The sequence below is a fragment of the Streptomyces sp. NPDC056061 genome, assembly GCF_042266885.1.
Taxonomy (GTDB): Bacteria; Actinomycetota; Actinomycetes; order Streptomycetales; family Streptomycetaceae; genus Streptomyces.
The window spans coordinates 33,145-46,039 of record NZ_JBHJWQ010000027.1; the positions used below are offsets into that span (position 1 = coordinate 33,145).

General features: G+C 71.3%; 13 protein-coding genes. 4 read left to right on the top strand and 9 right to left on the bottom strand.

Annotated elements, in window-relative coordinates:
* Positions 1-108: 108 nt before the first annotated feature.
* Positions 109-2,016 (bottom strand): helicase HerA domain-containing protein, encoded by a 1,908-nt coding sequence (locus ACFC79_RS29895; RefSeq protein ID WP_376246416.1) that lies wholly within the window; start codon positions 2,014-2,016, stop codon positions 109-111.
* Between the two features lie 209 nt (positions 2,017-2,225).
* On the opposite strand from ACFC79_RS29895, the gene ACFC79_RS29900 reads away from it, so the two are divergent.
* A complete protein-coding gene (locus ACFC79_RS29900) occupies positions 2,226-2,585 on the top strand; it encodes a hypothetical protein (RefSeq protein ID WP_376246418.1) in 360 nt (119 codons plus the stop codon).
* A gap of 5 nt (positions 2,586-2,590) precedes the next feature.
* Positions 2,591-2,872 (top strand): hypothetical protein, encoded by a 282-nt coding sequence (locus ACFC79_RS29905; RefSeq protein WP_376246420.1) that lies wholly within the window; start codon positions 2,591-2,593, stop codon positions 2,870-2,872.
* A gap of 25 nt (positions 2,873-2,897) precedes the next feature.
* Here ACFC79_RS29905 and ACFC79_RS29910 read toward each other — a convergent pair whose 3' ends face one another.
* Positions 2,898-3,167, bottom strand: a complete 270-nt coding sequence (locus ACFC79_RS29910; RefSeq protein WP_376246423.1) for a hypothetical protein — start codon at positions 3,165-3,167, stop codon at positions 2,898-2,900.
* A 276-nt stretch (positions 3,168-3,443) separates the two neighbouring features.
* Here ACFC79_RS29910 and ACFC79_RS29915 point away from each other — a divergent pair, with 276 nt between their 5' ends.
* On the top strand, positions 3,444-3,710 hold the full coding sequence (locus tag ACFC79_RS29915) for a hypothetical protein (RefSeq protein WP_376246426.1): 267 nt from the start codon (positions 3,444-3,446) through the stop codon (positions 3,708-3,710).
* Here the strand turns inward: ACFC79_RS29915 and ACFC79_RS29920 are convergent.
* From ACFC79_RS29920 to ACFC79_RS29935, 4 genes are all read right to left on the bottom strand, one after another.
* The gene (locus ACFC79_RS29920; protein ID WP_376246429.1) at positions 3,689-3,985 is read right to left on the bottom strand and encodes a hypothetical protein; all 297 of its coding nucleotides are present in this window, start codon (positions 3,983-3,985) and stop codon (positions 3,689-3,691) included. The two genes, ACFC79_RS29915 and ACFC79_RS29920, sit on opposite strands and share 22 nt — an antisense overlap.
* A gap of 95 nt (positions 3,986-4,080) precedes the next feature.
* Positions 4,081-4,608: a hypothetical protein gene (locus ACFC79_RS29925; protein WP_376246432.1), complete on the bottom strand. Its 528-nt coding sequence runs from the start codon at positions 4,606-4,608 to the stop codon at positions 4,081-4,083.
* Positions 4,609-4,812: 204 nt separating this feature from the next.
* On the bottom strand, positions 4,813-5,553 hold the full coding sequence (locus tag ACFC79_RS29930; RefSeq protein ID WP_376246434.1) for a DUF402 domain-containing protein: 741 nt from the start codon (positions 5,551-5,553) through the stop codon (positions 4,813-4,815).
* A gap of 129 nt (positions 5,554-5,682) precedes the next feature.
* Positions 5,683-7,167 (bottom strand): replication-relaxation family protein, encoded by a 1,485-nt coding sequence (locus tag ACFC79_RS29935; protein ID WP_376246436.1) that lies wholly within the window; start codon positions 7,165-7,167, stop codon positions 5,683-5,685.
* A 302-nt stretch (positions 7,168-7,469) separates the two neighbouring features.
* Here ACFC79_RS29935 and ACFC79_RS29940 point away from each other — a divergent pair, with 302 nt between their 5' ends.
* The gene (locus ACFC79_RS29940) at positions 7,470-8,411 is read left to right on the top strand and encodes a DUF3223 domain-containing protein (protein WP_376246438.1); all 942 of its coding nucleotides are present in this window, start codon (positions 7,470-7,472) and stop codon (positions 8,409-8,411) included.
* A gap of 797 nt (positions 8,412-9,208) precedes the next feature.
* Here ACFC79_RS29940 and ACFC79_RS29945 read toward each other — a convergent pair.
* The 3 genes from ACFC79_RS29945 to mobF all read right to left on the bottom strand — a co-directional run bounded on the left by ACFC79_RS29945 (position 9,209) and on the right by mobF (position 12,566).
* Positions 9,209-9,940, bottom strand: a complete 732-nt coding sequence (locus ACFC79_RS29945) for a hypothetical protein (RefSeq protein ID WP_376246441.1) — start codon at positions 9,938-9,940, stop codon at positions 9,209-9,211.
* A gap of 29 nt (positions 9,941-9,969) precedes the next feature.
* Entirely contained in the window at positions 9,970-10,554 is a 585-nt protein-coding gene (locus ACFC79_RS29950) for a hypothetical protein (protein ID WP_376246444.1), read from the bottom strand.
* 104 nt (positions 10,555-10,658) lie between these two features.
* Positions 10,659-12,566: a MobF family relaxase gene (gene mobF / locus ACFC79_RS29955; protein ID WP_376246446.1), complete on the bottom strand. Its 1,908-nt coding sequence runs from the start codon at positions 12,564-12,566 to the stop codon at positions 10,659-10,661.
* Positions 12,567-12,895 lie beyond the last annotated feature (329 nt).

The window sequence follows — 12,895 nt, forward strand, 5'->3', positions numbered from 1 at the left end:
TGCCTGGTGAACCGGGCGTTCTCCAGGGCCGGGGGGATCGTGTCGGCGAAAGCGGACAGGTCCGGATTGGTGGGCGGCGGGTCGGATTTCCGACCCGGTCGTCGGGGGTCAGTCGAGGTCGGTGGTGCCGGTGGCGGCGCGGGGCCGGTTGCGGGCCCACCTCTTGAGGTCGCCGACGCGGTAGAGGAGTTCGGCGCCGCGCTTGCCTGCCGGGCCGGGGAAGGTCGGGTCGTTAGCGCGGGCGAAGCGCAGCGCAGCCAGGGTGATGCCGGGCAGGTGGTGTTCGGCGGCCTCGCGGAGCCCCACCGCCTGGTCCTCGTCGACCACGGCCGGGACCGGGGTCGCCGGCGGCGGTGCCGTGGCGTCGGCCGCGAGCTCGCCGGACGGGGGAGCCGGGTTCCGGGCGTCAGCGGACCGGCCTTCGTCCGCGGGCGGTTCGGAGACGGGCGGGAGCTCGCCCGTGCTGGGCGGGGTGTCGGCGGGCGGCTTGTGCAGCTGCACCGGGACCGGGGCGGAGCCGTCGGCGGCCGTCTTGCCGGTGGTAGCCCACTCGCGGGCTTCGGGCTCGGTGAAGAACAGGACCTGCGTCTCGCGCGCGGACCCGCCCGAGACGACCTGGGCGCGGCCGCGGTGCTTGGTGGACTTCGGCGCCGGATGGACCTCGGGGGCGAGCATCCGCCAGGCATTGACGCTGTACTTGGCGAGGATGCGCGTGGAGAACTGCTCGCGGACCTCGGGCCCACCGAGGGCGCGGGCGGTGGCGGACTGCGCGACCAGGAGGACGTGCATGCGCAGCTGGCGGCCCGTGTAGAGGATCTCGTTGAGCGCGTCGATGGCCGGGGAGCCCTTCGGGTCGCCGGACTCGCGGATCTTCTCCCAGTAGCGGGCCAGCATCTTCATCGTGGCGTTGACCTCTTCGAGGAGGATCAGCAGCCGCGGGCCGATGGCCTTCGGGTCGGCGTCGATGCCCAGGTCGTCGGCGACGCGGGTACGGCGCCGGACTTCCAGGCCGAGGGCGATGAGCTGGTCGTGGATGTCGGCGACGTCGCGGCAGTAGGTGACGCCGTCGATGCCGTGGGCCCACGGGTGGGAGATCCGCTTGGTGTCCAGGACGACGACGAGCGAGCCGTGGTGGAGCATCTGGCAAGCGATGCACCGCAGGGTCACCGACTTGCCGCCGCCAGTGGAGGCGTTGACCAGGATGTGCGGGGACTCCGCGTCCAGGTCGACGGAGACGATCTGCCCGCCGGCACCGAACCCGATGATCGGCGCGGACTCCTTGGCCTTGGCCACCAGCTCCCGCGTCTTGGGGTCCTTGAAGAGGACCTTCGCCGGAGGCTTGCGGGTCTTCTTCACCCGCACGTACGGCTTGCGGCCCTCGGGGTGCCAGTCGAACGTCACGCCCTCCAGGGCGAGCTTCTGAGTGATGAGGTCGGCGACGACGTCGCGGGAGAAGCCCAGATGCCGGGGCAGGTCGATGCGTATCTCCGCGTCGTCGTCGCTGAAGTTCTTCGGGACGTGGAGGTAGCGGCGCGGGTCGGTCTGCTCCGCCAGGCCGAGCGGCCGGTGGATCGCGTCGTGCAGCGGCTGGACCCACTCGCGCATCAGCTCCCGGCGCTCACGGGTGAGGACCATGTACGCGGCGCTGCCCACGGTCAGGACGGAGGCCGCGCCGATCCCGCCGGGCTCCAGCGCGGCGAGCGCCGCCTCCCGGTTCTCCCACAGCTCCTGAACGGTCTGCACGGTGGCGTCCAGGTCCTGGGTGGCCAGGTAGCCGCTCTCCGCGACGCCCGCACCGAGGGCGAGGCGGAAGGACAGCCGGTGCCACCCGGGCTTGTAGGAGCGGCGCCGGACCTTGCCCTCCACCTTCGGCAGGACCCGGGTGCCCGCGCGCCAGAACGTGGCGTCGGTGCGCTTCACCCCGTCCAGGTCCCGGCCGGCCAGGACCCTGCCGATTCCGCGCGCGAGGGAGTCAGCTTCCTTCTCCAGCTGCTTGTCGAACTTCGTCTGTGCCATGGCCGTGCCCTTTCGATCTGCGTCCCGGCACCTCACACCTGGAAGCGGACACGAACCGTAAAGCGGCTGGCCTGTGGATAGAGCGCGGCGAAAAGTGGGCCCTGAGCTGCGATCTGTGGACAACTTTCCGGCCCGAAAATCCGCAGACGCCCCGACTGTGAGCCGCGGTCGGTACAACGGTGAGGAGAGATCAACCTGGGAGGGGCTGCATGACCGAACACGACGACGACGCGCCCGAGTTCAAGGCTGCGGTGGAGCGCGCGAAGCAGTACGAGGCGATGGCCGCCCGGTACGTCAAGAAGGCGTTGGCGGGCGAGGCGGGCGCGGCGCAGATGGCGCAGACGTTCGCGTCGTTGGCGGCCGCTGCCCGGATGGAGCGCCTGGACTGGCGTATGCGGGTGCTGGGCGACCATCTCGGGGACGTGAAGAAGGCGATGGACGGTCTTCGCCGCAAGCTGCCCGAGCGGCGACGTCCATCGAGTTCGACCACATCACCGACTCCTGACCGCCCCCTGTGGGCCGTACGGGTGACTGTGCTGGTCAACAGGGGTGCGAGGGCCGGACTATGAGGGCTATGAGTACAGACGAGCCTGATGTTCCGCCGACCGACTTCCAGCCGGGCGACTCTCTCACCGGCTCCGCCTGGCCGGGCATCCTGGTCACGGCCTTGCCCGTCGCCACGGCGGTCACGGTGGCCGGGCGGGTGGCAAAGGCGCACATCGAGCAGCGCGGCGCGACGGAGCGGACGGCCATCGAGCAGCGCGGCGAGACGCAGCGCGCGGTCATCGCTGCCGAGGTCGAACGTGAGCGGATCCGCCAGCCTCAGCTTCCGGCCGGCGACGGCGACGCCGCCTGACCGCTCCGGACCCCTGCGGCCGCAGCTACTCGGTGGTGTGCTCAGGGTCCGGCAGTTGGGGCGGGAAGTGGCGCTCCAGGATCTCCACCCACCGGTGCAGGACCACGAAGCCGGTGGTGTCGGCCTGCGCCTGGACCAGCTCGGTCAGAGCGTCGGCGAACGGCTGGGCGGGGCTGTCCGGCGGCAGGGTTTCGGCAGCCTGCTTCAGCCGCCCGTGCACAGTCGGGAAGAGCTCCTTGGCCCACGCGTCCTGTTCCTTGATGCGCCGGGAGCCTGCCTCCAAGCTGATCTGCATGACGGTCCACTCCGAGCAGTCGGAGGTGTGCCAGATCTCGTACGGCGTGCCGCCCGCGACGCGGACGTTCTCCCGGGCGGGGCCCGCTGTGCAGTCCGGGCACAGTTCGCCCGGCGTCTCCGCGAAGCCGTTCTTTATCTTCTCGCTCCCTCCGCCTGGAAGGTCACGAGCCTGCCACGGGGGATCACGCGGTGACCAGGGCTTTGCCGCGAGGCCCTTCGCACGAGGCAGGGGCAGGGGTGGCCTTGCGCGGGGTCGGTCGTCCAGGGTGGGGCGATGAGCGCACTGCGACCCGGTGATATCACCGACGAGATGATCCAGGCCATGGACGCGGCCAAGCGGCAGGGACTGCAGAAGGATCTGCGCGCCCTTGCCGCCAACATCCGCGCCGACGCCGAAGGCCGGTACGACAGCGCGGAGCCCGGGTGGCGGGCCGGAGTCGAGTGGACGCTGCTGTGGATCGAGAACACCGCCGCCCAGCTGACCGAGGGCGGGCCGGGCGGCGGGGCCGGCGGTCGGGGTCAGGGTGTGTCGCCGGAGTAGCGGAGGCGGCAGCTGATGCCGGGGCCGGGTGTGCGGGGTTCGCCGGGCTGCGGGTCGTACAGGGCCCGGCCGCCGGGCCAGTGCGACAGCTCGGTGGTCAGGGCGACGCCGTCGTCAACTTCCTCGGTGCGCCAGCCGTGGATGTCGAGCAGCAGGCCGTCCAGCGGGCCGCCGACCAGTTCGGCGTAGGTCCGGTACGGGAGCGGGCCGGGGTTCGGGTCGTCGTGGTCCGCACCGTAGACGCGACCGGTCAGCAGCTGCTCGTCACCGTTCATCCGACCAGCCTTCCAGCCAGCACCGACAACGGGGGTGCGGAGACGGCGTCGGGCCCGGCCGGGGTGGCCGGGCCCGAGGCGGGAGCGATGCGGTGCTACTGGGTCTGGAGGGCGCCGCGGTCGATGAGGCCCTGGATGTAGGGCGGCCAGTCCCGCTCCAGGCTCGTGGTGATCGCGGCGTGGACGTCGGCGCGGACCTGTGGGGTGACGTGCTCGACTTGGCCGCCGGGGTAGTAGAGGCGCACCCCGTCGCGGCTGGCGTCGCACAGGATGGCATGGGCCTTCTGCACGAGTGTCATGTAGAGCTGCGGGACCGGCGCCTTGATGAGTTCGTCGATGACGGCTTCGTAGTCGGCTCCGAAGTCCGCCCAGTCCTTGCCCTGCTTGTCGAGCCAGAGGGTGACGTCGGAGAAGAAGACGGCTTTGCCGGGCCCGTCCTTCGGGTCGCGGGCCAGGCCGGTCGCGAGATCGAGCGCGATGCCGGCGCTCTTACTGACGAGGTCACGCGGGATCATAGCCGGGGCGATGGCCACCGCGCACTCGCCCCAGCCGTCCTGGGTCTGCTCCGGCCAGGGCAGTCCCAGCACGAGCCATCCGTCTGGCGCCAGCAGCTTGTTGCTCACCGTGTACTTCCCCCTCGGTCGTGACGTGTCGTGTCGATCCTTTCGCCCGGCGGTGACAGTGGGCAAGGCGCTCTCCGGCCGCCCCGGCCTGGAACATGGCCTCTTCCCTTCGGCTACGCGTAGGTAAGAGGTGTCGTCGGCGCGACCAGGCTTGCCCAGTGGGGCTGACCAGGAACAACGGGCAGTGTCCGTTTTGCCGGGCTCCTACTCCCGGTCACACCTTCGGTCCCCCGCCGTGAGCAACCCTCCGGGCAACTGTCCAGCCTCCCTCCGGTGCAACCCCTGCGTCGCCGTCACGGCCAAGGGCAGGCACGGCGTGGGCCAGGCGGGCTCCCACCGCCAGGCCGCCCACCGCTCCGTCTGTGCAAAGACGCCGGAGCGTTCGGTGAGCATCGCCAAGACCTCGCCGCGAGCGGCTTCGACGGCCTGGTGCTCGGTGTCGGAGACGATGCCGAGGCGCCGCACGTGCGCGTACTCGTCTTCGTCCTTCCACTCCCAGCCGGTCAGGTCGGGCGCGACGACCAGGTCCACGGTGAGGTCGAGGGTGTCGAACCCGTCCTCGGTGCGGCGGGTGGGGTGCTCGAAGTTCACGTACCAGTTCCGCAGCCGGCGCCCGTCCCCGTCGGGCACGAAGAAGGCGTTGACGCTGAACCAGGAGGTGGGCGGCTTCCACAGCAGCAGTTCCGTCTCCTGCCACACCCCAGCCGCGAGCTCCCACTCCCCCGTCGCCATCGCGTCGAACGCTTCCGTGCGCACCGAGCGGTCCTCCTGCGCGCGGGCCTTGGCGTACAGGGCGGGCCACCGGGCCTGCGCGCCGGGCACGCAGGCGGTCACCAGCGCCTCGCCGGTGTCGGCGACGACCCGCAGGGCCAGCTCGCTCCACACCCGGCCGGAGCGGTGGACATCACGCCGTACGACCGTCTGGCCCGTCTCGAATCCGCGCACCGCGTCCCCTTCCCCGGTCCGAGGCCGTGATGCCCGGCCCGGCTTGCCCACCTCAGCCCATCCCGGCCGGGGTGGGCAAGCCTCCATCCGAGGGTGGCTTGCCCAGGCTGCCTTTGGGCTTGCCCGCACCTACCGGCGACGCCCGAACAGGCCGCGATTCTTCTTCGCCTCCGCTTCGGCCGCTTCCCGCTCCTCTGCTTCCTCCGCCTCGCGCTGCGCAACGCGCTCAGCCTCCGCCCGGTCGATGTCCGCCTGGCGGCACGGCCCGCACAGGCTGTCCCCGGGGCCCCGCCATGAGGTCTGCGCCACCGACTGCCAGCGTTCGTCGGTGAACTTCGTCCCGCACCGGGCACACACGGGCCGCTGCGCCTCACGCTCCGCCGCCTTGCGTTCCGCCTGCCGCCGACGGGCCTCTTGGAGCTCCACCCGGTAGAGCCGCTCACCGTCCGGGTTGTCCAGGGCCTCGCTCAGCGTCTGCCACTCCTCGCGCCCAAGCCTGCGCCACACCCGGCCCGCTGCCCCGGCCGGGTCGGCAGTGATCCGCTCCAGCTCGGTCACGACCACGGGCACCGCCTGGTGGTAGTCGACGGCCGTGAACCCAGCCCACGGGTACGGGGTGCCGGCGAAGTAGCGGCGCGTGGCCTGCTCCAGGCGCTGCATCCGGCTCTCGCGCTGCGCGGCGGTCTTCCCGGTGAACACGAACGCCACCGGCACGTACCCCTCGCGGCCCGTGGCCGGGTAGATCCGCGACCACAGCCGGAAGTCGTGCACCGCCGCGCCCCGCCGCCGGGCCGCCTTCTCCTGGTCCGCGTCGGCCTTCGGCGCCAGGAGCTCGAACCAGTCGCTGTAGCGGCGCAGCTTGTCCACCAGGTCGTCGACGGGCTCGGTGACGCGATCGACCTCCAGGAGCATCGCGGGCACTCCGGCGTCCGGGGCGCGCATCGTCAGGTCGGCGTACTGGGTGTATCCGTACGGGAGGCGGTGGGCGATCTCGGTCTGCCAGGACAGCGGTGTGCCGAACCCGGCTCCGGTGAGCACGGCTGCGGTCGAAGTGACGGCGGCGGCGTGTTCGTCGTAGCCATCGCCGTCGACCGGCTCTCCGTCGTCGTCGTACTGGAGCTTGCGCGGCACGGACATCCGCGCGCTCTTCGGGAGCAGCTGCTTGGCTTCCTTGTGACCTCGCTCGGTCAGCACCCATAGCTGGTGTCCCGACTCCAGTCGTGTCTCCACGCGGACCTTCCCCTCGCCCTTGAGGGCGTTGAGGGTGTCCCTCGTGCACCGGTCGTGCCGGTCGCCGGGCCGGAGCATCCGCCACAGGTGGTCAGCGGTAGCCCTCTGGAAGATCCCCAGAGCCGTCAGCACTTCCTTCTTCCTGGTGTGGGTCGGCTTCCATGTCTGCTTCAGGGGCTTAGAAGGGTTGTCGAACGCGTCGCCTGCCCTTGACTTCGGGGGCTGACCTGCGGAGACGCGCCCGGCGGGCGAATTGGCCGTGGAGGGGGCGATGGAGGGGCCCATGGAGGGGGCCTGCGGGACCTGGTCGACGTCCTCGGAAGGCCGGCGGCCACGGGCGGTGTGGTGGTCGTGGGCGGGGTCGGGCGTGAGATCGGCGGGCACGGTGTCCTCGGTTTCCTCCGGCCTGCGGGCCGGGTCGGCAGTCGTCCGGCTCGTACGCGGATGTGCGCACGGGCCGGGGCCACCGTGTGAAGCCACCCCTTGACCGTCGCCTGACGATCAACAGCAGCGGGTGTCCGATTCCTCCTTGACCACCCCCATGTCCTCCTGTTTTGTCCGTGAGCGGCATCACGATCGGCTCCCTGTCCCCCGGCAGGCTGACAGCAAGAGCGAAGCTCCGTCCGGACCGGGGATCGTGCTCTAGCGTGAGCGCTCCCGTCACCCGCTTGGCAGAGGAGCCCAACGTGCCCGACGTCTGGATCGGCCCGCGCCGCTACGCGACGAAGAAGGCCCGACAGGAAGCGGTGCAGGCGATCCTGGGCCGCTACAGCCTCGGGCAGGACGTCGACCAGGAGGACGACGACCTGCTGTTGCGGGACCTGCTGGACATGCACCCCGACGCGGCGGAGAAGGTCGGCCCGGGGGTGGACCGCTTCCGGATCATCCCCACCCCGCGCGGTCACCACAAAGGCCCGGAAGCGGTCCTGGTCGACGGCAGCAAGGTCGCCTTCTCGTACCAGAAGTGCCTGGACGCACCCGCCCACCGGCAGCGCGTGCTGGCCGCGATGCGCACCGAGATCCAGCCGCAGGCCAACACCTACTACGAATCCCGCAAGGCGTCCCACACGCTCGTGTCCGACGAGAGCGGCCAGGCTCTGGCCCCCGACGACACGCACGTCTCCTACTTCCGCGGCCCGCGCTTCCACGACATCGCGCTGGAGTTCGTCCAGGCCGCCGGCGGCTTCGATGCCGTCGACCTGACCGCAGAGACGGCGCGGGGGCTGGCCCTGTTCACCGACCGGGCCCTGGCGGAACGCTGGCACGCCCACCACCAGGAGCACGCCGTACTCGGGCTGCTGTCGGCCAAGGAGAACCTGCGCCGCCCGCGCGTGCATGGTGCGTTGAGTTGCGCGCGATGGAACGCACTTCCCCACCCGGTGGAGCGCACCGAGTGGACTCCACCTGCACCTGGTGCGCTTCGCGATGGCCTCCACTCTCCACTCGGTGCGGACGATGTCGTGCACTTCCACCCGATGGACCGCACCGCGATGCGGCGATGCACGGCATCCTCCGCACCACACACCGCCCGTACGGACGGTGACGGTGCGCGGTGCGCCGGGAGGGAGAGATCTCCCCTCCCGCACCGGGCATCAAGGGCACGGTGCGGGGTGTCTCCGTGGTGGTAGCGGAGTGTGTCAAGGGGAAACGTCGAAGATCACGCCGAAACTCATGGGCGGACAAGGGTCGCTTTCCACCAGATGGGCTGGGTGGAATCCGGCGGCACACCCGGTCAAGGGGGGGGTGCATCGAGTGCACCGCACCCGATGCACCGTCACCCTCTGTACACGCATTGGGTGGAGCGTGCGGAGTGGCGGCCACTCCCGTGCGGTGCGTCGGTGCGGTCGATGAACCGCCCGCGCGCCGGATGCCGGGATGTCCTGCACTCCCCCACCGGATGGAGCGCACCGAGTGGAGTCCACCTGATGCGCTCCACGGTGCTTTCCACTCTCCGGGTGGGCTCCACTCCGGTCCGGCCAGCGGTCCACGACAGGGCGCGCGATGGAGTCCACCGTGGCCACTCACCCCTGGCGGCAGCCCCCGTGCGGTGCGCCACGGGTTCGGCCGACCACTGGGGAACTGTCGTGAGCGAGAGCGGCGCCGGACCGGAGGCGGCTTCGGAGGCCGGGACACCTCCGCGACGCGCAGCCGGGACGCTTCGGCGAGCTGCTCCAGGCGCTCGCGTTGCTCCGGCGAGAGATGCGGCGAGGTCGGTTCGACCATGGGGCCTCCTGCTTCTGCTGGGTCGCTCCCCGCACCCTCGCCGCTCTCCCCCGCCTTCAGGGCAAGCATTCGGGCCGCGTCCCGGCATCTGGCCCGGTGACTTCTCCGTCCGTTCCGCCGACCGGTCCCGGCCGGGTCGATCGTCTGCGCACACGCAGACGCCCACGGACATCTGGTCCATGGGCGTCGGGTCGTACGGCGGTCAGCTCTCCAGCATGGCCTGGAGGTCGCCCAGCGACAGCTCGTTCGTGCCACGGTCCGCCACCTTGCTCTGCGTCCAGGCGACGATCGCCGGATCCGCATCCTCGTACGGGGTGCCGGCGGGCGTGGTGCCTCCGCCGTTGCGGGCGATCTGGGTGAGGTAGGCGGCCAGGGCGTGCGGGCCCCCGCCGCTGTAGCCGATGTTGTATCCGACGCCGTGCTTCTGCGGCAGGATCGACAGGAGCCCCTTGTCGGTCCGGGCCCAGAACAGGCCGCGGCCGGTGTGGAAGCTGCTGAAGATGTCGTCAGGGCGCAGTTCGAGCGGGGCATACGTCGTGTAGCTCCACTGGTCCGTGCCTCCCTCGCCTCGGAGCTTGCGGTGCTCACCCACGACGGGCAGCCCGAACTCGGGGTCGTAGAAGGTCCGGCGACAGTGACAGCCCGTTCCAGCGAAGGCCGCCGGGCTGTTCTTGTCTTCCTCCACGCACGGGTGGAACAGGGATGGGATCTTCGTGGGCGTCACCAGCGTGCAGTGCATCGCGTTCGGCTCGCAGCGCTCCAGCCTGCTCAGCCACTCCTGGAAGTGCGGTGTCACGGTCTGCTGCGCCTCGATGTCCAGCTCGGCGTTCAGCGACGACGCGACGACGCCAAGGCGCGGCTCGGTGTAGAGGACGAAGTTCAGGTATCCGGTCGTCGGGTCGGACAGGTTCAAGTCGTGGGCCTCGAAGGTCAACGTGGCACTCCAATGCGGGCTGCGATGGGTCAGGAGAGGCGGTGCTCGGGGCGTAGGACCAGGCCGCGGTCGAAGAACTGGGCGGTGTCGTCCGGTCCGAGTCCGAGGGCGCGGGCGACGGCGGTGCCTTCGTCGTCGCGGACGAAGGCGAGGAGGATCTTGCGGGTGGCGGGGTCGGCCATGGTCCGGCGGGCGGCTTCGACGGTGTGGGCGACGCAGCCGGTGGTGCCGTCTTCGACGATGTCCCGGCGCGTGGTGTCGTCCCAGACGTTGAACTGGAGGTTGGCGCCCTCGGTGGAGCAGTCCTCCTTGGAGTCCGCGCCCAGGACGCACCGCCCGAGCATCGCGGCGTGGGCGTGGCGCTGGAGGTAGACGGCCGTGCCCAGGAGGCGGTCGACTTCCTTCTCTGTGTTCTCGCGTGCCTTCTCGGGGCTGACGAGCGAGGTCTTCGGGTCGTGGGGCTGAACCCGGATCTTCAGCGCCGCCAGGCTGCGGGCGAGGTCGTCAGCGAGGCTGAGCAGGCCCACCAGGTTCACGTCGCCGCGCTGGCGGGGCGGGGGCAGTTCGTCGGGGTAGCTCTCCAGCGGTTCCAGCGGTTCGTGCAGGTCGGTCAAGGTTCCTCCCGTGCCGGGTGCCAACGTCCCCGATTCTCAGTCCGAACCGCCGGGCCTCGCGGGTGAAGTCGCAGATCGGCCACCCGCTGGCCGGTTGCCGTCCCTCACTGGTTGCGGCCTGCTCCCCTGCCCTGGTCGGGCCGGTTCGCGTGGTGCTGCTGCTGGTCGGTGGGCTTGACCGCGTCAGCCGGCTGCTCGGGCTTCGGCCGGTCCTCCATGGCGCGGCGGCGGGTGTCGGCGGCGCGGGTGAAGGCGGCGAGCCGGTCCAGGTTCTTCGGTGTGCGCAGCCACGTCGCCGGGTCGGTCGTGCGGCCCTCCAGATACTCCTCGGGCATCGCGGCCTGCTGATGGGCCTGGACGGCTGCGGCCCGCTGCGCCGGGGTCGGGGCGGCGTCCCGGCCCGGGTGGTCAACGGCGTGGGGAGCGGACGCCGTCTCGCCCTGGATGTCGCGGTGATCGGCGGGTGCGGAGGAGGCCGAGGTCGTCGCCTCGAAGGCAGTGGCGGTGTCGGCTCGGATGCGGGCGTCGCGGATCGCGTTCTGCACGGCGAGGCTGGCGACCCGGGCGCGCTCGTAGCGGCTGGACTCCCGTGGTGGTGTGCCTTGGGCGGGGGCGATCCACCACCGGTGCGGCAGGGGGAAGTCTGCGGTGTAGGTCATCCGGTCCGCCGCCGGCGCTTCCCGGCCGGGCTTCGTGACCGTGTGACGGCGGGAGTACCGGAGCAGGGCCCGGTGGGCGATGTAGTCGTCCAGGCCACGGGTGAACTCGCGGCCGCGCAGCGTCTCCAGCAGGTGCCGGCGCGCTTCGGCCAGGACGTGGCGCCGGGAGAACTTCTCGCGCACGGTGAAGACGACCGCGGCGACGTCGACGGCGGCGAGCGCCACGTCCACGGCAGGATCCACCCGCGCCCGGATCGCCGCTCCCGCGGCCCGGCACCTGTCCAGAAGGCTGTCGATGAGCTGCCGTCCGAAGCGGAGGATCGCGGAGGCGCGCCACCACGCGAGCAGCTGCGCGAGCGGCTTCGGCTTCTTCTTCGCGGGCCGGGTCTCCTGCGCCGCCCACCAACCCAGGCCGTGACGGCCACGCTCGCCGGGCAGGTGCCCGTGGTCCTTCACGTACTGGTCGGTGAGCACTTCCAGGGCGTCCTCGATGCGCTGGCGGCGGGACGCCGACCAGTTGAGGAGGTCCTCGGGCACTCCGGCGATCTCCATGACCGGCCGCAGGCCCGGCGTGACCTCGCGCGGCACGGTCGCCAGCCCGAGCGTCTCGCACACCTCGGTCGTCATCGCCAGGGTGTAGAGCGTCCCGGCGGCCACCACGTTCTGGTAGAGGCGGTAGGTGTCCAGAGCACCCCAGACCGGATCGCCGTCGGCGCCCAGGCGCTGGACGCGGTTGAGGATCAGGCAGTGCTCGTGCAGGAGCGGCAGCCCGTCGCGGTTGTCGACGTGCCGGAAGGCTGCGACCACGAGCGCGGGCGTCTTCGCGCGGCCGCGGCCCGACGCCCACCGGGTCTCCGCGACCTCGTCCTCGACCCAGCGCAGCGCCCTGGCGACGGCCCGCTCGTGGGCGCGCTCGATGACCCGGCGCACGGTGGCGTCGCCCAGTGCCCACAGCACGACCAGCGACGCCTGCGGCCGGAAGGTGAAGTCCATGCCGAGCAGCGGCGTCTGGCCCCGCGCCTCGATCTCCTCGATCGGCTGCCCCAGCACGGTCAGCCGGCGGGCCGTGGCCGCGTCGACGCCGTCGTCCAGGAGGCCGCGCTCGATGCGGTCGGCGTCCGGGTGCCGGCCCTCGCCGAACAGCAGCTCCAGCTGGCGCTCGGACACCTCCGCGCCTTCGGTGAGCCCGAGCGCACGCAGACCGCGCCCCAGCCACCGTCCCGGTGGGAGACCGGCCATCTCCTGGGCGTCCTTCAACGACTGGCCGGCCGGGCGGCGGCCGTCCCCGACCGCGACTCCGCGTATGTAGTACCGCCACGCGTTACGCCTCTGGATCTTCGCGACACTCAGCATCCCCACAGCACACACCGGCTCTGACCTGCGAAAAAGCACGATCCCGTGAGGCGGGAGAGTTCACCGGAACTTCACGCCCGGTCCCGCCCGGCGGGCATCCGTGGCACCACCGTGCCCGTCCGGCGGACACCACCAGGGCCATGTAAATGCTGCGCGGCAGCCAGTCACACGCGCCTCACCAACACCGGAAACCGCCAGTAGAGGACTTCACCGTCAACCAGCGCACATCTGCGTACCTCTCCCCCACCCGGCGGCCATAGACGCCCGCGCCCTGCACCACGTCACCGACTCTCCGCCCCCGGCAACGCCGGGGGCTTCTTGCTGCCTGG

What these genes read in the sequence shown, in the direction of transcription:
- ACFC79_RS29895 (WP_376246416.1), bottom strand. Translation starts at nt 2,016, where the DNA reads ATGGCACAGACGAAGTTCGACAAGCAGCTGGAGAAGGAAGCTGACTCC.
- ACFC79_RS29900 (WP_376246418.1), top strand. Translation starts at nt 2,226, where the DNA reads ATGACCGAACACGACGACGACGCGCCCGAGTTCAAGGCTGCGGTGGAG.
- ACFC79_RS29905 (WP_376246420.1), top strand. Translation starts at nt 2,591, where the DNA reads ATGAGTACAGACGAGCCTGATGTTCCGCCGACCGACTTCCAGCCGGGC.
- ACFC79_RS29910 (WP_376246423.1), bottom strand. Translation starts at nt 3,167, where the DNA reads ATGCAGATCAGCTTGGAGGCAGGCTCCCGGCGCATCAAGGAACAGGAC.
- ACFC79_RS29915 (WP_376246426.1), top strand. Translation starts at nt 3,444, where the DNA reads ATGAGCGCACTGCGACCCGGTGATATCACCGACGAGATGATCCAGGCC.
- ACFC79_RS29920 (WP_376246429.1), bottom strand. Translation starts at nt 3,985, where the DNA reads ATGAACGGTGACGAGCAGCTGCTGACCGGTCGCGTCTACGGTGCGGAC.
- mobF (WP_376246446.1), bottom strand. Translation starts at nt 12,566, where the DNA reads ATGCTGAGTGTCGCGAAGATCCAGAGGCGTAACGCGTGGCGGTACTAC.